Genomic DNA, 18,475 nt, shown 5'->3' with positions numbered 1-18,475 from the left:
CGAACCCGTAGCTCCGCTGCCCATGCCCGGCAGCTTCCAGTCCTTGGCAGCACCGGCATGGCGCTGCCCCGCGTTGACAGCGGCTCATCCGGCGAACCGGACCATGCCGCGCGTGCTTTGAGCCTGGGGCAGCACGACTGCCACCCCACCCAATCTCCCCCGCACCAACCACTCGTCATGATCTCGCTTCGGTGCAGCGGACGAGCGGGAGAATCGCACGGGTTGAGGTGAGGGGGATTATTTTGTTTGAGGGGGGTGGGACGGGCACCCCGCTGCCTGGGGCACCCGTCCGCACGAACGATGGTGGTCATTCGCTCGCGCGCCGACTCTGGACGGTTCCGCCCTCCGGCGAAATGCGGACCAAAGACCCTGGTGGCGCGCTAGTTGAACCAGAAGGCGTAGCCGAGCCACTGCCAGCCGAAGGCACGGTTGGCGGCGGCGAAGGTCTCGTCGTTCATCACCGGCCCATCCTTCAGGAACGGCAACGCATCGTGCCCGGTCAGCAGCATGATGGGATCGGTATGCGTCGCCTCGCTGAAATAGGCGTTGAGATCGATGCCGCGGGCGAAGCGCCAGTGTGGCAGCAGCAGCTTGCCATCGAGCATCTGGTCGACGATGTCGAGCGAGGCGAGCCAGGCCTTGACCTGCTCGTCGGTGATGCCGGGTCCGCCCAGCACGCTGCTCTGCTTCGGCCCGGGGAGCAGTTCGTGATCATTGTCGGTCTCGGCGAGAATGGCTTGCCAGTTCCGGCGCGACAATCCGGTGACCACCTTCAGCCGCGCCTGCACCGACTTGAGCCGGGCCCTGTCGACGACCGGCCAATCCATGGTGTGGATGGCCGCGATGAGATCGGCGATGAGGCCGAGTTCGTTAGGATTGAGGTAGTCGTACCGGCCGCGCGGTCGCGTCGGCTCGGTAAGGACATCCGTCGCCAGGCCAGCTTTTGGAAACAGCCGCGGCAGCAGCGTCTCGAGCAGCGGGCTGAAGTCGTGCGCGAGCAGGAATTCGGCTTCCGCTGCAACGATGTTGGCGTAACCCGCCATCCAGATCGCATCGGCGCGATCAAGCCCAAGCACCACTGCTGCAGGCTCGCCAGCCGCCGGCGCGGAGCCTGCCGGTACCGACGTGACACCCAGCGACGGACCGATGATGGCGCCGATATTCTCGCCCTCCCCGGCCACACCGTTGCCGTCGATGTCGATGGCGACCTTCAGCACGTCGACCGGGATCACATAGTTGCCGGCCACTCCCGCCTGGAGCAGGGTCGCCTGCGCCACATCCAGGTCGCTGACCAGGGACGCAAGGACGGCTCGGAGCTTCTCGTAGTCGATCGGCTCGGGCGCGGGATTGATCGGGATGCGGATCAACATCGGACCGCGCACCCGGTCCGTCAGGTCGTAGCCGTGCCGGTAGAGGGCCTGGCCGAGGTTCTGCACCGCCTGGGCGAACTGCAGCAGCCCCTTGCCGAAACGCGACTCGGCATCCGGGCGATCACCGAGTTCGGCGATTCCGGCTGGGGCAGTACCGGCATAGAGATGGCGCAGCGCGATATCGCCACCCTCCCCCGCCAAGACTGGCAGACTGAGGCCCGCAGCCACGATTGCCGTCACCAGTCTAAGCATGGGCACCTCCGGCGCGGGTGGACTATTTCGCGGCCATCTCCAGCCACTGGTCTTCATCCAGTACCATAATTCCAAGTTCCTGGGCCTGCTTGAGTTTGCTGCCGGCCCCGGGCCCCGCCACGACGATGTCGGTGTTCTTGCTCACTGAGCCGGCGACCTTGGCGCCGAGCCGCTCGGCCATGGCCTTCGCCTCGCCGCGCGTCAGCTTCTCGAGCGTACCGGTGAACACCACCGTCTTGCCGGCCACCTCGCTGGTGGCCGAGACGGTGACGACGTACTCCTTCGGCGTTACCTGGGCGAGCAGGCTGTCGAGGGCGACGACGTTCCGCTCGTTGCCGAAGAAATCGCGCAGCGCCTCCCACACCGTGTCGCCGATGCCGTTGACCGACGGAAAGACCTCGTGGAGGTTGCCGCCAGCCGCCGCCGCCTCGAGCCCCTTGTCGCGCAACGCTGCAATGGTCGAGAACGTCTTGGCCAGAACCGCCGCCGTGGTCTCGCCGATATGGCGGATGCCGAGCGCGAAGATGAAGCGGTCGAGCTCCGGCTCGCGCCGCCCGTCGATCGCGGCGAACAGCTTGTCGAGCCCCTCGAAGCTGCGCTCGGCAACCGAGCGCGTGGCCGTTCGCACCTTGCCGGCCGCCGCGTCGCGCTGACGGGACTGCTCCTCGCGTCGGGCGGCGAAGGCCGCCTGCACCTCGGCGCGGCGGTGCTTGAGGGTGAAGATGTCTGCCGCCGTCCTGACGAGGCCGGAGTTGAACAGGAGCTCGACGTTCTCGGTGCCCAGCCCCTCGATGTCCATGGCGCCGCGCGAGGCAAAGTGCTTGAGCTGCTCGACTGCCTGCGCCGGGCAGATCAGCTCGCCCGTGCAGCGCCGGCGCGAATCCTCCTTGCCGGTCTTCTCGTTGAGCTCGCGCGTCGCCGGCGAGCCGCAGACCGGGCAGGTATGCGGAAACACGTAGGGCACCGCGTCGGCCGGGCGCTTCTCGAGCACCACCCGCACGATCTGCGGGATCACGTCCCCGGCCCGCTGGATCACCACGGTGTCCCCGACGCGGATGTCGATCGGCTCGTCGCCGCGGATGGGCAGCCCGTTGCTGTCGATGCCGGCGATATAGTCCTCGTTGTGGAGCGTGACGTTCTCCACCACCACTCCGCCGACGCCGACCGGTGCGAGCCGCGCTACGGGCGCCAGCGTGCCGGTGCGACCCACCTGGATATCGATGGCACGGACGGTCGTCGTCGCCTGCTCGGCCGGGAACTTGTGCGCCACGGCCCAGCGCGGCTCGCCGCTCGAAAAGCCCCAGCGCCGCTGCAACTCGAGGTCGTCGAGCTTGTAGACCACGCCGTCGATGTCATAGCCCAGCGAGGAACGCAGTTCCTCGATCTTCCTGTACTGCGCGATCAGTTCGTCGACCGAAGTGGCGCGCACCATGTAGGGGCTGATCTTGAAGCCCCAGTCGCCGAATCTGTGGACCGCCTCGAACTGGGTCGGCGCCGGGTCCGCGCTGGTGTAGCCCCACGCATAGGCAAAGAATTTCAGGTTGCGGCTGGCGGTGATCGAGGGGTCCTTCTGGCGCAGCGATCCGGCCGCCGTGTTGCGCGGGTTGACATATTCCTGCCCGCCGACGGCGGCCGAGCGCGCCTTCAGCGCCTCGAACTCGGCCATGGTCATGTAGACCTCGCCGCGAATCTCGATGGTCGCCGGCCAGCCGGCGCCGGCGAGCTTGTGCGGAATGTCCGTGATCGTCCTGAGGTTGGCGGTGATGTCCTCGCCCACCGCCCCGTCGCCGCGTGTCGCCCCCTGCACGAACACGCCGTTCTCGTAGCGCAGCGACGCCGACAGCCCGTCGATCTTTGGCTCGGCGGTGAAGGCGAGCTTCAGATCCTTGTCGCGCTCGAAGAAACGGCGGGCGCGCTCGATGAAGTCAACGACATCCTCATCGGTATAGGCCTTGGCGAGGCTCAGCATCGGCACGGCATGGCGCACCTTGCTGAAGCCCTCGACCGGCGCGCCCGCGACCTTGCCGGACAGGCTGTCGGGGCGCTTCAGCTCGGGAAAGGCGATCTCGAGTGTCTGGTAGCGACGCTTCATCGCGTCGTACTCGGCATCGGTGATCTCGGGCGCGTCCTGTTCGAAATAGGCCCGGTCGGCACGGCTCAGCGCCGCGTGCAGCCGGTCGATCTCCGCCCTGGCCTCGGCCTCGGAATAGTCCTCGATGTCACGCTCGTCGATGGTCACGATACCTCCGAAATCAGCCTTCCGGCGGCCGCCCGCGCCTCGTCGGTGACCTTGGCGCCGGCCAGCATGCGCGCCACCTCCTCCTGGCGCGCCTTGCCGTCGAGGCGCCGGACATGGGTGCGCACGAACGCCCCTTCCTCGATCGCCTGCTTCTCGATCAGCAGGTGGCTCTGGGCCCGCGCCGCCACCTGCGGCGCGTGGGTGACGGTGAGCACCTGCACCTTGCCGGCGAGCCGCGCGAGGCGGCGGCCGATGGCATCGGCGACCGCGCCGCCGACGCCGGTGTCGATTTCGTCGAAGATCAGCACCGGGGCCGAGCCGCGATCGGCCAGCACCACCTTCAGGGCGAGCATGAAGCGGCTGAGCTCGCCGCCCGAGGCCACCTTGAGGATCGGGCCGGCCTGCGTGCCCGGATTGGTCTGTACGTGGAAGGCAACCTGGTCGTAGCCGGAGGCCGCGATGCGGCTCTCGTCCACCTGCCGGTCGACAATGAACCTGGCCGCCCCGAGCTTGAGGTCGGGCAACTCGGCCCCGACGGCCTTCTCGAGCGCCGCGGCGGCCTTCTCGCGCGCCTTGCTGAGCGCGGCGGCGGCAGCAGAGTAAGCACTGCGGGCAGCGATCGCGGCGGCTTCGAGCGCCTTCAGCGATTCCTCGCCGCTCTGCAGCATGTCGAGATCATTGCGATACCTGGCGAGAATATCGCCGAGACCATCGACCGTGGTCTGGTGCTTGCGGGCGGCGGCGCGCAAGGCGAACAGCCGCTCCTCGACCTTCTCGAGGTCGGCCGGATCGAACGCCATGTCGCGCTTCAGGCCTTCGAGCGCATCGGAGGTGGCATCGAGCGAGACGAGCGCTGTATCGAGCGCCTCGACGATCGGCTGGAATACCGCCGCGCCGGCATCCGCCTTGCGCATCAGCCGCCGCATCAGTCCGGCGAGCACCGGCCCGGGCGCCATCGGGCCGTTGAGGATTTCGTCGGCATCGCGCACTTCCTCGGCGGCCTTCTCGAGCGTCATCAGCCGCTGCCGACGCTCGGCAAGCACCTCCTCCTCGCCGGGTTCGAGATGCAGGTCGCCCAGTTCCTCGACCACGTGCCGGGCATAGTCCTCCCGCGCCTGCGCCTCGGCGATGATGGCGCGCTGCCCCTCGACGGCGGCATTGGCCTCGACCAGCGCCTCATGCGTGCTCCAGACCGCGCCGGCGAGCGACTCGTGCCCGCCGAAGGCATCGAGGGCGGCACGGTGCGTCGCCACGTCGACCAGGGCCCGATCGTCGTGCTGGCCATGGATCTCGACGATCAGCCGCCCCACCGCCTGCAGCAGGCCGGCCGACACCGGCTGGTCGTTGATGAAGGCGCGGGTGCGGCCATCGGAGAACTGCACCCGGCGCAGGATGATGTCCTCGTCGTCGGCGATGGCGTTCTCGCGCAGCGCCTCGCGCGCCGGGTGGTTGCGCGGCAGCTGCAGCACGGCGACCACCTGCCCGCTGTCGGCGCCCGAACGCACCAGCGAAGCATCGCCGCGCCCGCCGAGCGCCAGCGTCAGCGCATCGAGCAGGATGGACTTGCCCGCCCCCGTCTCGCCGGTCAGGGCCGTCAGGCCCTCTTCGAGGACGAGGTCGAGCTGATCGATAAGGACGATGTTGCGGACCGAAAGCGCGTTGAGCATTCGGGAGTGGCCCCTCGTGTCGACCGGCCGAAAGGGCCGAAACAATCTCGCGCGCAGAACCTACCACACAAGAACAAACAGGCAACGGATTTGTTGCCCGGTGCGTTCTCGTTCAACAGGAGTCGCAGCATGTGAGGCAGGTCGCCCCGTCCCTCACCGGTGTCATCCCTGCGAAGGCAGGGATCCACGTCTCCGTCCGCGCCAGCCGTGAGCTGGATCCCAGCTTTCGCTGGGATGACAGCTGGTGACGCGGCGCGGTCGAGCCTCTCTCAACCCCAGTCGTGATCAGCCCTGCTTGAGCTGCGCCAGGCTGCTGGAGGGATTGACCTGCGGGCTGACGCCCTGCTTGGCCAGCAGGTCGAACGCCTGCTTGTACCAGTTCGACTGCGGGTAGTTGTGGCCAAGCACCGCCGCTGCCGTCTGCGCCTCCGACACCAGGCCCAGGGCCAGGTTGGCCTCGGTGAGGCGGTACAGCGCCTCCTCGATATGCGTCGAGGTCTGGAACTGCGTGGCAACCACGGTGAAGCGGTTGATCGCCGCCGGATAGTTGCCGTTGCCCAGGTAGTAGCGGCCGACCGACATCTCCTTGCCAGCGAGCTGGTCGACGGCAATCGTCAGCTTGTCCTTGGCGTCCTTGGCATAGTCGCTCTTGGGATAGTTGGAGATGATCAGGCTGTAGGTATCGATCGCGTCCCTGGAGATCTGCTGGTCGCGCGTGATGTCCTTGATCTGGCCGAAATAGGAATTGCCCTTGAGGTACATGACGTACGGCACTTCCTTGGACGACGGATAGAGCGCCAGGTAGCGGTCGGCGGCGAGGATCGCCTCGTCGAACTTGCCGATGCGATAGTTGGCGTACGTCTCCATCAGCTTCGCCTTCTCGTTGAACTCCGAGAACGGATGCTGGCGCTCGAGCTTCTGGAGCGTGCCGACGGCCGTGACGTAGCGCTGACTGTCCATTTCGCCGAGCGCCTGCTGGTACAGGGTTTCGGGCGGAATGATGGCCTCTTCCTTCAGCTTGGGCTGTCCGAACAGGTTGCAGCCCGCGAGCAGCACGACCAAAGCGCCCAGCGCAGCGAAGCGCGCCAACCGGACCGAAACACCTGCATGCTGAGAGATCGTCACGACCTGCCCCATCCCTTAATCGCCCATCAGAAACCGGCAGGCGGACTACTGATAAATAAGATCAAAACTGTGGCGCGACTTAGCCGACAGACCGCAGATAAGACTGAACATTGAGACCGCTGGGCACGTCATCGAGCGCATCGAACGCGGCCGGCAACTGGTCTGCCGTCACGATTTCGTAGTTGGCCTCGCTGGCAAACAGCCCGTGCAGCACGAGCGCGTTGAGTGCGTGCCCGCCCTTGTAGGAGCGGAAGCGACCGTAGATCGGCAGGCCACAAAGGGCCAGGTCGCCGACGGCATCGAGCAGCTTGTGGCGGACGAACTCGTCCTCGTAGCGCAGGCCGTCGGGATTGAGGATTCGATCCTCGTGGACCGTGATCGAATTCTCCATCGAGGAGCCGAGCGCGTAGCCCGCCTGGCGCAGAATCTTGGCATCCCGCACGAAGCCGAAAGTGCGGGCGCGCGAGACGTCCTCGTAATACTTGCGTGGGGTCCAGTCGAAGATCATCCGCTGCCGGCCGATCACGCGGCTGTCGAAATCGATCTCGAGGTCGAGCATCCGGCCGTTGTACGGCTCGAGCGCCGCCGAGGCCTCGTTGTTGCGCACCAGCACCTGGCGCATGATCTTGATGTAGCGACGGGGCGCCGGCTGGACGATCAGCCCAACGGACTGGATGCCCTCGACGAAGGGCGAGGCGCTGCCGTCGAGAATGGGGCACTCGGCGCCGGTCAGCACCAGGTGGGCATTGTCGACGCCCATCCCGGAAAGCGCGGAGATCACGTGCTCCACCGTAGCCACCGAAACCGAGTCGCCCAGGTCGAGCGTCGTGCACAGGGTGGTGCGCGTCACGCGCGAGAAATGCACCGGAACCGGGCCTACGCGCCGGCCGTCGTCCAGCAGGCGAGTGATCGTGTAGCCGCTATCGGGCGCAGCAGGCTCGAGGGTGAGCGTGACAGGGGCCCCTGAGTGAACACCGAACCCGCTGAATTCGAGCGCATTTGCCAAAGTCCGCTGCCGCGCCGAAAGTTTTTGCATGCTATGTAGACTCCAGCCCCGTCAGCCGCCCGGTGCAGTCATAGACAATAAAATCCCGGCGCGGAAGCCGCGCCGGGTGCTCGAAATCGGGGTATTCCCCGCAACAATCAGCCGTGCTTGCGCAGGAATGCGGGGATCTCGATGTGCTCTTTCTGAGCCGGCTGCGCCTGAGCGCGTCCGTACTGGTCGGCAGCACCGCGCGCACCTTCCGTCGGGCTGGAAACCCTCGAATTCCGGGCGCCTCCGGCCTCGATGGCACTGCGCGCCGCGGCGTCGTCGGCATTCGGCTCGACCGCCGGCTCGGCCCGCGCGGGCTCATTCGACTTTAGGTTTAGGCCGACATTGGACGCGAGGCGCTTGAACAGGGCGCGCGCATTGCGCGGCTCCGGATCCTGCTTTTCTTGGCTCGTGAGTGACTGCCTTGCAACAGCCGGGAACTCCTCGGTCCGCGGCATCCGGCGCTGGCCCTCGGGGCGCTCGGCGCTGGAGGGCACGTAGGCGCTCGGAATCGGCGTCTCGATCAGCCGGGGAGCATCTTCGAGATGGGTGTGAGTCGCGTGCGGGACATAGGGCTCGACGGTCACGCCGTCGTCTTCCTGGTAGTCCCGGTAGATAGGCTCGGGATGCGAGATCGCCTCGGCAACCGCCTCCTGCATGTGGACTTCCAGCTCGGGCTCCTGCTCCGGCTCATGCTGGAGCGCAGGCGACTGACGCTCGGCGGCAGCCTGGCGCAACACGGTGGCCTGCAACGGAGTGCGGGACGGATTGGCCTTCATCGGCTCGAGCGCCTGCACCATCGTCGCGTCCGTGCCGGTCGCAACGACCGAGACGCGGATCGTGCCGGTCATGTCAGGATCAAAGGTCGCGCCCAGGATGATGTTGGCATCCGAGTCGACTTCCTCGCGGATGCGGCTCGCCGCCTCGTCGACTTCGTACAGCGTGAGGTCCGGACCGCCGGTGATCGAGATCAGAAGGCCGCGCGCCCCCTGCATCGATACATCGTCGAGCAGCGGGTTGGCGATCGCCGCCTCCGCCGCGTGACGGGCACGATCATCGCCGGACGCCTCGCCGGTCCCCATCATCGCCTTGCCCATGCCGCGCATCACGGCGCGCACGTCGGCGAAGTCGAGGTTGATCAAGCCTTCCTTGACCATCAGGTCGGTGATGCAGGCAACGCCCGAATAGAGCACCTGGTCCGCCATCTTGAAGGCGTCCGCGAAGGTGGTCTTCTCGTTCGCGACGCGGAACAGGTTCTGGTTGGGAATGACGATCAGGGTATCGACATGCCGGTGCAGTTCGTCGATGCCGTCCTCGGCGAGACGCGAGCGACGGCTACCCTCGAACTGGAACGGCTTGGTCACCACGCCGACGGTCAGGATGCCCTGCTCGCGCGCCGCGCGGGCCACGACCGGCGCCGCACCGGTACCGGTGCCGCCGCCCATGCCGGCGGTGATGAACACCATGTGGGCGCCCGACAGGTGATCGTTGATTTCGTCGTAGCTCTCTTCGGCCGCCGCCCGGCCGACTTCAGGATGCGAGCCGGCGCCGAGCCCTTCGGTGACGGAGACACCGAGCTGGATGATTCGCTGCGCACTCGACAGCGCCAGCGCCTGCGCGTCGGTGTTGGCGCAGACGAAATCCACCCCGGAAAGGCCGGAGGCGATCATGTTGTTGACCGCGTTGCCGCCCGCCCCGCCCACCCCGAACACGGTGATGCGCGGCTTCAATTCCTGAATGTCCGGGATGGTGAGGTTGATGGTCATGATGGCCCCATGAGTGGCGTGTGGGACCAGTATTAGTCGCCAATTCGTTAACCAGACCCTAACAATACGGCTGAAACCGTTAACGTGATGGCAATTTGCAAGCGCAGGTAAAGGCTTGGTTACGTTACGTTAAGCATGAGGATGAGGGGCTGTTTTCACCATCCTCCCCCCTGCCCCGCGACTCGCTCGGCGCTCGTCCGTTTCCCAGTTGAGGTGACCCGTGGACCCTCCCCTCTCGTCAGCTGTCATCCCAACGGAAGCAAGGACCCAAGCACCAGCCCGCGCCAGCCGAGTTGGATCACGGCCTTCGCCGGGGATGGCAGCCGGTGGGTGGGGGCAGATCGTCGGTGAAATGCCCTAGTCCTCGATCGTGCGGATCACCCTCGCCGGATTGCCGCCCACGAGACTGTTCGGCGGCACGTCCCGCGTCACCACCGATCCCGCAGCGATGACGGCGTTCTCCCCGACCGTGACGCCGCCGATGACGGTGACGCCGGCTGCAATCCAGACGTTGCGCTCGATGACGATGGGGCTGGCGGTGACGCCGCTGCGGCGCTCCGACGGGGCGATGGGATGGCCTGAGGTGATGAGACTCACGTTGGGTCCGATCATCACGTCGTCGCCGATCGTGAGCCCGCCCAGGTCGTAGAACGTGCAGTTCTGGTTGACGAAGACATTGCGGCCGATCGTCGTGTGGCTGCCTCCGGTGGCAAAGAACGGCGGCAGGACGAAGAAGCTGTCATCGACCGTCCTGCCCAGGAGCTCGCTGACCAGCGCCCTTACCTCTTCGGCGTCGTCGTAGCCCAGGCGGTTGATCCGCGCGGTGATCGCGTGCGCCCGCCTGACCTCGGCAGTCATGGCGGCCGATTCCGGTGTGCGGCGGGCAATGAACTGCTGTCGATCGGCAGGTGCCATCGCTTGTCCCCGGGCTGGTGCAGCGTGAGTCGCAGCCTAGCGCGCAGACCGTATCGGCGAAGGCGTACTTCCGGCTAGAAGCTGGTGCGAAGCCAGTTGCCGACGCGGGCGAAGTAGCCGTCGGTGCCGGTGAGCCGGACGGAGCGATGCGGCTCGACATACTCTCCGGCGCAGACCTGCGGATAGATCAGCATGCCGGCGACGGTGGCGAAGGCGGGGCCCTTGGCGATGTCGGGAAGACCCGAGATGCCGAGCGGACGACCGTTGCGCACGTTGCGGGCGAGCACGCGGCGGGCGACTTCGGGCAGGCCCGTGAGCTCGCTGGCACCGCCGGTGAGCACGAAGCGGCGACCGCAGACATCCATCATGCCGGTGGCCTGCATGCGGTCCTTGATTGCGGTCAGCACTTCCTCGACCCGTGGGCGGATGATGCGGGTGATGTGGGAGCGGGGGATCTGGCCCGGCGCCTCGTCGCGCGTGGCGCCCACCGGGGTGATCGGAATCATGTCGCGCTCGTCGGCCTGGCCGGGCAGCACCGAGCCGTACATGGTCTTGAGCCGCTCGGCATCTGCGATGCCGACCGACAGCGAGCGGGCGATGTCCAGCGTCAGGTGGTGCCCGCCGATGGCAATGGCGTCGGCATAGACGAGGTGCCCGTCGGCAAACACCGAAACCGTCGTCGTCGCGCCGCCGAAGTCGATGCAGGCGACGCCGAGCGCGCTCTCGTCGTCGACCAGGGTCGACAGGCCCGAGGCATAGGGTGTCGCCATCAGTGCTTCGATCTGCAGGTGGCAGCGGTGCAGCACCAGTTCGATGTTGCGCATGGCGAGCGTCTCGGCCGAGACCACCGCCACGTCGATGGAGAGCTTTTCGCCCACCATGTTCTTGGGATCCTTGATCCCCTTCTGCCCGTCGAGCGAGTAGCCGATCGGCAGCGCGTGGATGATCGAGCGTTCCGGACGCACCGAACGTTCGTTGACGGCGCGCAGCACGCGCTGGATGTCGGCGCGCTCGACCTCCTGGCCGCCCAGGTTCACGCCGGCCGAGAAGGTCTCCGACCCCAGCCGGCCCGCCGTCACGTTGACGATGACCGACTCGACCGTCAGCCCGGCCGCGCGCTCGGCGATGCCGACCACGGTGCGCACGGCCTGCTCGGCCTTGTCGAGATCGGTAATGACGCCCGACTTGATGCCGGAAGATGGGCCGTAGCCGAAGCCAATGACTTCGACATTGTGCGTCCGGCCCTTGAGCGACTTGCCCTCCGGGCGCGGCACCAGGCGCGCGATGACGCAGCAGATCTTGGTCGAGCCGATATCGAGCACCGTCACCAGCGAGGTGCGGCCCGGCTGCACCGGCTTCAGCCGCGCGGTCATGGCATCGGTCATCATGGTCTTACTGCGCCCCGGCTTCGGCTTTTTTCTCGGCTGGGGTCTCGTACTCGGACGAACCCTTGGCCTGATGCTTGGTCTTCTTCTTGGCGTCGGCAAGCTGCTGCGCCGCGATCTCGCCGGGCTTCAGGGTGACGATGCCCGGCACACGCAGGTCGATCAACGTGACGTCGCGATCGAGCAGCGCGTAGTCTTTCTCGTACATTTCCAGCCGGTCCAGCGCCTGCGCCACGCCGCTTTCGGGAAGTTGCACGCGCAGGCCGTTGCGATAGATGAGGTCCCAGCGCCGGTCGCCGATCCGGCTCAACGCCGCGAGGTCGTTCTTGAGCGCCTCGTGGCGGTCGAGGATGCGCACCATCACCACGGCGTCGTCGGCCGCGCCCTCCCCAATCACCAGCGGCAGGTCGGTGTAGGAGGCGATGTCGGTGCCGATCTTCTTGCCGGCCTCGTCGATCAGCCACGTCGTGTCGCCGACGCGCCAGCGCGCCACCGGCACTTTCTCGACGATCGAGACGATGACCCTGTCGGGATAGACCTTGCGCACGGTCGCCGACTTCACGGCGCGCAGCCACTCGAGCCGCGCCTGCGCCTTCTGCGCGTCGAAGGTGAGGGTCGAGTTCCCCGCCCCCAGCGTAAGCAGCGTGATGATGTCGTTGTCGTCGGTCAGCGTCTGGCCGGTGATCTCGATCGAATCGATGCCGAAGCCGACCTCGGCGAACTCGCCCTGGACGAAGCGGTAGGCGGTGGCCGCGACCGATCCGAGCACGTCCCTGCTCTGGTACACCCCGGCGAGGAGCAGCACGGCCAGGATCGCGCCGGCGATGCGCTGGATCAGGCGCTTGTGCAACACCCACATGTGCGTCGCGCGGACGATGGCGGTGCGACTGCGCGGGATGACGACGGGGAACTGGCGCGGATCGACAGGCTGGGCGTTGGCGAAACTCTTGGCCCCTACCTGTTGCAACTCGCATCCTCCACCATCCAGGAAACCAGCTCCTCGAAGCTGTGACCTGCATGGCGGGCCTGCTCGGGAACCAGTGACGTTTCGGTCATGCCCGGCTGGGTGTTGATTTCGAGGCAGACGAGTTCACCGTCCGGCCCTGCCTGGTCGTTGTAGCGGAAGTCGCTCCGCGTCACGCCCCGGCACCCAAGCGCAGCATGCGCCTTGAGCGCCATCTTCTGCACTTTGTCGTAAATATTCGGTTGAATTTCCGCCGGGATGACGTGACGTGATCCGCCCACGGCGTATTTCGCCTCGTAATTGTAGAAGTTGAGATCGGTGACGATCTCGGTCACGCCGAGCGCCACGTCGCCCATCACGGCGCAGGTCAGTTCGCGGCCCGGGATGTAGCGCTCGACCATCACGTCCTCGCCCGAGTTCCAGTCCTCGCGCAGCAGTTCCTGCGGCGGGTGCGACTGGTCGCCCTTGACGATGAAGACGCCGAAGCTCGAGCCATCGGAGATCGGCTTGACCACATAGGGCGGCGGCATCATGTGAGCACGCGCCACCTCGGCGCGGTTGGCAATGGTGTGGTCGGTGACCGGGATCCCGGCGGCCTTGAACATGATCTTGGCCTGGTGCTTGTTCATCGCCAGCGCCGACGCCAGCACGCCCGAATGGGTGTAGGGGATGCGCAGGAACTCGAGCACGCCCTGGATCGTCCCGTCCTCGCCGAACGGGCCGTGCAGCGCGTTGAACGCGACGTCCGGCTTCAGCTCGCGCAGCTTCTCGGCGATGTCGTAGCCGACATCGACCTCGGTCACCGTGTAGCCGGCATTGCGCAGCGCCCGCGCGCATTCGGCGCCGGACTTCAGCGAGACTGGCCGCTCATTGGCCACCCCGCCCATCAGGACGGCGACATGCTTGCTCATCAGACGGCTCCCGTGAACGGCGCGCCGTCCGTGAATTCCTTGACTTCGCGGCCGGGCACGAAGTGGCCCATGCGGCGGACTTCCCACTTGAGCTCGATGCCGTGCCGGTCGCGCACCTTCTGGCGGATCGTCTCCCCCACGGTCTCGACCTCGAACGCGTCGGCTTCGCCCGTGTTGATGAGGAAGTTCGAGTGCATCTCGCTCATCTGGGCCCGGCCGAAGGTGAAGCCGCGACCGCCGGCCTCGTCGATCAGCTTCCAGCTCGAATGGCCCTCGGGGTTCTTGAAGGTCGAGCCGGCCGTCCTGGCGCGCGTCGGCTGCGAGCTTTCGCGCCGCTCGGTGACCGTCCGCATCTCGGTGAGGATCTTTTCGGAGTCCCCCGGGAAACCCTGGTAGGTGCCCGAGACGAACACCGCCCCGCGCGGCCCGTTCGACTTGCGGTAGAGGTAGGCCATGTCGGCGTTGGTGAGCGTGACGATCTCGCCCTGCCGGGTCACGGCCCGCAGCTCGACCATGCGGTTGCGCGTCTCGGTGCCATAGCAGCCGGCGTTCATGTACAGCGCCCCGCCGATGCCGCCGGGTATGCCGCGATAGAACCACAGCCCATCGATGCCAGCCTCCGCGGAGGCGGTCGCGACCTTGACATCCGGCACGGCGGCGCCGGCGCGGACCCGATGGCCGTCGAGGATTTCGATATTGCCAAACCCCTTGGCCGGCAGGCGGATCACGACGCCATCGAGGCCGCCGTCGCGGATCAGGAGGTTCGAGCCGAGCCCGATGACGGTCACGCGGATGTGCTCGGGCAGGTTCTTGAGGAAGAACGCCAGGTCGTCCTCGTCGGCCGGGCGGAAGAACAGCTGCGCCGGTCCCCCTACCCGCAGCGTCGTCATCTCGGCGAGCGGCTGGTTCGGGACCACCTGCCCGCGGATCTCGTAGATCCATGGCAGGCTCGGGATCAGGTCGGGCCACTGGGGAACATGAACGTTCATGGCAATTCGACCTCCTGGCCCAGCAGCGCGCCCAGTTCGCCCGGCAGCGCCGCCGCCCACTGCGTGATGTTGCCGGCACCGAGGCAGACGACATAGTCACCCTCGGCAGCGCGGCTCGCAAGCAGCGGCGCCAGCGCCTCGGAGCGATCGACGACACGCGCGTCGCGATGGCCGCGAGCGCGGATGCGGGCAACCAACTCCTCGTGCGTCACGCCATCGATCGGGGTCTCGCCGGCGGCGTAGATCGGAGCGACGATGACCGTGTCGGCATCGTTGAAGCAGGTGGCAAACTCATTGAACAGGTCGTGCACGCGGGAATAGCGGTGCGGCTGGACCACCGCGATCACGTCGCGGCGCGTCGACTGGCGCGCGGCCTTCAGAACGGCGGCGATCTCCACGGGGTGGTGGCCGTAGTCGTCGATGACGGTGATACCGCCGACGGTACCCGTCCGGGTGAAGCGCCGCTTCACGCCCGAGAACGACTTGAGGCCCTTGCGGATCGCCTCGGCCGGGACCTTCAGCTGGTCGGCGACGGCGATGGCTGCCGTGGCATTGAGCGCATTGTGCTCGCCCGGCATCGGCAGCTCGAGGCCCTCGATCCGAAGGTGGGTCATGCGGATGCGATCGCGGATCTCGACCGAGAAATGCTGCACCCCGTCGATGTTCTCGAGATCGACGAGCCGCACGTCGGCCTGCGGGTTGCGGCCATAGGTGATGACGCGGCGATCGCGGATCTGGCCAACCAGCGCCTGGACTTCGGGGTGATCTAGGCACATCACGGCAAAGCCGTAGAAGGGGACATTCTCGACGAAGTTGATGAAGGCCTGCTTCACCCGCTCGAAGTCACCGTAGTAGTCGAGATGCTCGGGATCGACATTGGTGACGATGGCGACGTCGGCCGGCAGCTTGACGAACGTGCCGTCGGACTCGTCGGCCTCCACCACCATCCATTCGCCGTCGCCGAGGCGGGCGTTGGTGCCATAGGCGTTGATGATGCCGCCGTTGATGACGGTGGGATCGTAGTTCGCCGCGTCGAGCAACGTCGCGACCAGCGTCGTGGTCGTTGTCTTGCCGTGCGTCCCGCCGATGGCGATGGCGTTCTTGAAGCGCATGATCTCGGCCAGCATTTCGGCTCGCCGCACCACCGGCAGGCCGCGCGCTCGGGCCGCGGCCAGTTCCGGATTGCCCTTCTTGATCGCCGACGAGATCACCACGACAGCGGCGTCCTTGAGGTTATCGGCCGACTGGCCGATCGCCACCTCGATGCCCATGGCACGCAGGCGCTGCACGTTCGGGTTTTCGGCGCTGTCCGAGCCCCGGACCTTGTAGCCCTGGTTGTGCAGGATTTCGGCGATGCCGCTCATGCCGATGCCGCCGATGCCGACGAAATGCACCGGACCGATATTGCGCGGCATCTTCATGCGAGTTGTCCCTTCTGGGCGAGACGTTCCGCAACGTCCGCGAGTTTGACGACAGCATCCGGCTGTCCGAGCGATCTGGCGGCATCGGCCGCCCGGGCCAGCGCCGCCGGATCACTCAGAAGTGAGGTCAAGCGAGTGGCAAGCGATTGGGGCGTAAGCGTGGCCTGGTCGGCGATCCAGCCGCCGCCGGCGGCCTCCATCACCAGCGCATTGTTCTTCTGGTCGGCATCAATAGCCCCCGGCAGCGGCACGAGGATGGCGGGCCGGCCGATGGCCGTGAGTTCGGTGACGGTCGAGGCGCCCGAGCGCGAAATGACGAGGTGCGAGGTGGCCATCCGCTCCGGCAGGTCGTCGAAGAAGGGCGCCAGCTCGACGTTGACCTTGGCCTGCCGGTAGGTCTCGGCGACGCGGTCGAGGTCCTCGGGCCGGCACTGCTGCGACAGACGCAGGCGCGAACGCAGTTCCACCGGCAGCTCGGCGATCACCGGCGGCACGAGGTCGGCGAACACGCGGGCGCCCTGGCTACCGCCGAACACGAGGATGCGGATGGGCCCATTTGGCTCGATCGCCGGATAGGACTGCCGGGCAGCGACCCGGACCCGATCGCGCAACGGATTGCCGACCACGACGCTCTTGTCGGCGAAGGCTTCGGCCTTCAGCGTCCTGGCAAAGCTCAGCCCGATGACCTTGGCCATCTTGGCCAGCGCCCGGTTGGCGCGCCCCATCACGGCGTTCTGTTCATGCAGCACGCCCGGGATGCCGCGTAGGCTCGCGGCCACGAAGGGTGGATAGACCGGATAGCCACCGAAGCCGATCACCGCGTCCGGCTTGATGCGGCCCAGCTTGATGTAGGCGACGCCTATGCCCCAGACGATCTTGATGCCCGCCAGCACGAACTTGACCGGATGGCCCACCGACGGCGTCGCCGAGGGAACGATATGGGTCGCGCTGGCCGGAAAATCGCCACCGTACGACGCCACCCTGTGATCCGTCATCAACTGGATATCGTGCCCGCGCCGCCGCAACTCCTGCGCCAGCGCCATAGCCGGGAAGAGATGGCCTCCCGTACCGCCCGCCATCAGAACGAATCTGCTCATTCGGCGGGGGATAGCACCCCGCTGCGATAGACGGGAAGCCCGGTCGCGAGGCGCTCCTCCGGCTTCTTGCGGGTGAAGGCCAGCATCAGCCCCATGCCGAAGGCGATGGCGAACATCGAGGTGCCGCCGTAGGACACGAACGGCAGCGTCATGCCCTTGGGCGGAATGAGGCTGAGGTTCACGGCAAGATTGATCGCGCACTGCAACCCGAACTGGATCGCCAGGGTCGACGCAGCAAGGCGGGCGAACAGGCTCGACTGCTGCTGCGCGCCGATCAGCGCCTTGATCACGATGAAGGCGATGAGCCCGACGAGCACGAGGCAGAACAGGATGCCGAACTCGCCGGCGGCGGCCGAGAACACGTAGTCGGCATGGGCATCGGGGATCACCTTGTTGGCGATCGATTCACCCGGACCGCGCCCGAACCAGCCGCCTTCGAGGAGCGAGCCCAGCGCCTTGTCGACCTGGTAGGTATTGCCGCCCTCGGGATTGACGAAGCTGTCGATGCGCTTGGCGAAGTGCGGGAAGAACATGTAGGCGCCGAACAGCAGGCCGACCGCCACGCCGCCAAGCGCAAAGATCACCAGCCAGGAGATTCCGGAGAGGAACAACAGCGCCCCCCAGGTGGCGAGTACGAGTGCCGTCTGCCCGATATCGGGCTGCAGCAGCAGGCCCGCAACGATGGTCAGCATGATGCCGGTGGCCATGATGCGGGCCGGCACGCCCGGGCGCTTCATGCTCTCAGCGAACAGCCAGGCGCCGATGGCGGCAAAGGCCGGTTTCACGAACTCCGAGGGCTGGACCGTGTTGCCGGCGATCGAGACCCAGCGCTTGGCGCCCTTGACCTCGACGCCGAACCTGAGCGTCAGCCACAACAGCACGATGGACACCACCAGCACGCCCAACGCCGCGAAGCGCGCCGGCCGATGGCCGAGGAACGAGGCCGCCAGCATCACCGGCAGGGCCAGGGCCGCGAACATCGCCTGGCGGACGATGAAGTGCCACGGCCCCAGGCCGAGGCGCTCGGCCACCGGCGGGCTCGCCGCAAAGCTCAGCAGCACACCGACCAGCATCAGCAGGATGAGGGCTGCGAGAAGGGATTTGTCGATCGTCCACCACCACTCGGCAATGGGGGTCTTGCGCTCGCGTGAAAACATGAAATCGACGCCGCCCTGAACCGGACAGCCTCCCGTACGCACAACTTGAGGCAAATTGTACGGCGCGGTTGGTTACCAATGTCGGAACGGATTTCGCGTTTTGCGAATCCCGAAGGGGAAGGCAGATTCTGTCGACCAACCCACAGTTGTCATCCCAGCGAAAGCTGGGATCCAACGCGCAGCC

General features: G+C 66.6%; 14 protein-coding genes. All 14 read right to left on the bottom strand.

Features of this window, described 5'->3' with window-relative positions:
- Positions 1 to 380: 380 nt before the first annotated feature.
- The 14 genes from J0I99_RS12645 to J0I99_RS12580 all read right to left on the bottom strand — a co-directional run bounded on the left by J0I99_RS12645 (position 381) and on the right by J0I99_RS12580 (position 18,291).
- Entirely contained in the window at positions 381 to 1,622 is a 1,242-nt protein-coding gene (locus J0I99_RS12645; protein WP_291389497.1) for a hypothetical protein, read from the bottom strand.
- A gap of 22 nt (positions 1,623 to 1,644) precedes the next feature.
- Positions 1,645 to 3,855 (bottom strand): NAD-dependent DNA ligase LigA, encoded by a 2,211-nt coding sequence (gene ligA / locus J0I99_RS12640; RefSeq protein WP_291398009.1) that lies wholly within the window; start codon positions 3,853 to 3,855, stop codon positions 1,645 to 1,647.
- A 2-nt stretch (positions 3,856 to 3,857) separates the two neighbouring features.
- A complete protein-coding gene (gene recN / locus J0I99_RS12635; protein WP_291394244.1) occupies positions 3,858 to 5,528 on the bottom strand; it encodes a DNA repair protein RecN in 1,671 nt (556 codons plus the stop codon).
- A 285-nt stretch (positions 5,529 to 5,813) separates the two neighbouring features.
- Positions 5,814 to 6,653 (bottom strand): outer membrane protein assembly factor BamD, encoded by an 840-nt coding sequence (locus J0I99_RS12630; RefSeq protein ID WP_291394243.1) that lies wholly within the window; start codon positions 6,651 to 6,653, stop codon positions 5,814 to 5,816.
- Between the two features lie 79 nt (positions 6,654 to 6,732).
- Positions 6,733 to 7,689 (bottom strand): UDP-3-O-acyl-N-acetylglucosamine deacetylase, encoded by a 957-nt coding sequence (lpxC, locus tag J0I99_RS12625; protein WP_291397995.1) that lies wholly within the window; start codon positions 7,687 to 7,689, stop codon positions 6,733 to 6,735.
- Between the two features lie 107 nt (positions 7,690 to 7,796).
- Positions 7,797 to 9,452: a cell division protein FtsZ gene (gene ftsZ, locus J0I99_RS12620; RefSeq protein WP_291397993.1), complete on the bottom strand. Its 1,656-nt coding sequence runs from the start codon at positions 9,450 to 9,452 to the stop codon at positions 7,797 to 7,799.
- Positions 9,453 to 9,809: 357 nt separating this feature from the next.
- Positions 9,810 to 10,367, bottom strand: coding sequence for a sugar O-acetyltransferase (locus J0I99_RS12615; RefSeq protein WP_291397991.1), 558 nt, complete (start codon positions 10,365 to 10,367; stop codon positions 9,810 to 9,812).
- A 74-nt stretch (positions 10,368 to 10,441) separates the two neighbouring features.
- Positions 10,442 to 11,755, bottom strand: coding sequence for a cell division protein FtsA (ftsA, locus tag J0I99_RS12610; RefSeq protein ID WP_291390350.1), 1,314 nt, complete (start codon positions 11,753 to 11,755; stop codon positions 10,442 to 10,444).
- Between the two features lie 4 nt (positions 11,756 to 11,759).
- The gene (locus J0I99_RS12605; protein ID WP_291397990.1) at positions 11,760 to 12,719 is read right to left on the bottom strand and encodes an FtsQ-type POTRA domain-containing protein; all 960 of its coding nucleotides are present in this window, start codon (positions 12,717 to 12,719) and stop codon (positions 11,760 to 11,762) included.
- Entirely contained in the window at positions 12,707 to 13,630 is a 924-nt protein-coding gene (locus tag J0I99_RS12600) for a D-alanine--D-alanine ligase (protein WP_291398007.1), read from the bottom strand. Before J0I99_RS12600 ends, J0I99_RS12605 begins: the two co-directional genes overlap by 13 nt.
- On the bottom strand, positions 13,627 to 14,616 hold the full coding sequence (murB, locus tag J0I99_RS12595; RefSeq protein ID WP_291397989.1) for a UDP-N-acetylmuramate dehydrogenase: 990 nt from the start codon (positions 14,614 to 14,616) through the stop codon (positions 13,627 to 13,629). The genes J0I99_RS12600 and murB overlap by 4 nt, the downstream gene beginning before the upstream one ends.
- Positions 14,613 to 16,037 carry a UDP-N-acetylmuramate--L-alanine ligase gene (gene murC, locus J0I99_RS12590; protein WP_291390347.1) on the bottom strand — a complete coding sequence of 475 codons (1,425 nt, stop codon included), beginning with the start codon at positions 16,035 to 16,037 and terminating at the stop codon, positions 14,613 to 14,615. Before murC ends, murB begins: the two co-directional genes overlap by 4 nt.
- Positions 16,034 to 17,134 carry an undecaprenyldiphospho-muramoylpentapeptide beta-N-acetylglucosaminyltransferase gene (gene murG / locus J0I99_RS12585; RefSeq protein WP_291397986.1) on the bottom strand — a complete coding sequence of 367 codons (1,101 nt, stop codon included), beginning with the start codon at positions 17,132 to 17,134 and terminating at the stop codon, positions 16,034 to 16,036. The genes murC and murG overlap by 4 nt, the downstream gene beginning before the upstream one ends.
- Positions 17,131 to 18,291, bottom strand: coding sequence for an FtsW/RodA/SpoVE family cell cycle protein (locus J0I99_RS12580; RefSeq protein ID WP_291397984.1), 1,161 nt, complete (start codon positions 18,289 to 18,291; stop codon positions 17,131 to 17,133). Before J0I99_RS12580 ends, murG begins: the two co-directional genes overlap by 4 nt.
- Positions 18,292 to 18,475 lie beyond the last annotated feature (184 nt).

The organism is Devosia sp. (genome assembly GCF_017307495.1).
Taxonomy (GTDB): domain Bacteria; phylum Pseudomonadota; class Alphaproteobacteria; order Rhizobiales; family Devosiaceae; genus Devosia_A.
This window is presented reverse-complemented; position numbering and strand designations above follow the sequence as displayed.

Bases quoted from the DNA above. Each gene is read 5' to 3' on its own strand.
- J0I99_RS12645 (WP_291389497.1), bottom strand. From the start codon at position 1,622: ATGCTTAGACTGGTGACGGCAATCGTGGCTGCGGGCCTCAGTCTGCCA.
- recN (WP_291394244.1), bottom strand. From the start codon at position 5,528: ATGCTCAACGCGCTTTCGGTCCGCAACATCGTCCTTATCGATCAGCTC.
- lpxC (WP_291397995.1), bottom strand. From the start codon at position 7,689: ATGCAAAAACTTTCGGCGCGGCAGCGGACTTTGGCAAATGCGCTCGAA.
- ftsZ (WP_291397993.1), bottom strand. From the start codon at position 9,452: ATGACCATCAACCTCACCATCCCGGACATTCAGGAATTGAAGCCGCGC.
- J0I99_RS12615 (WP_291397991.1), bottom strand. From the start codon at position 10,367: ATGGCACCTGCCGATCGACAGCAGTTCATTGCCCGCCGCACACCGGAA.
- ftsA (WP_291390350.1), bottom strand. From the start codon at position 11,755: ATGATGACCGATGCCATGACCGCGCGGCTGAAGCCGGTGCAGCCGGGC.
- murB (WP_291397989.1), bottom strand. From the start codon at position 14,616: ATGAACGTTCATGTTCCCCAGTGGCCCGACCTGATCCCGAGCCTGCCA.
- murC (WP_291390347.1), bottom strand. From the start codon at position 16,037: ATGAAGATGCCGCGCAATATCGGTCCGGTGCATTTCGTCGGCATCGGC.
- murG (WP_291397986.1), bottom strand. From the start codon at position 17,134: ATGAGCAGATTCGTTCTGATGGCGGGCGGTACGGGAGGCCATCTCTTC.
- J0I99_RS12580 (WP_291397984.1), bottom strand. From the start codon at position 18,291: ATGTTTTCACGCGAGCGCAAGACCCCCATTGCCGAGTGGTGGTGGACG.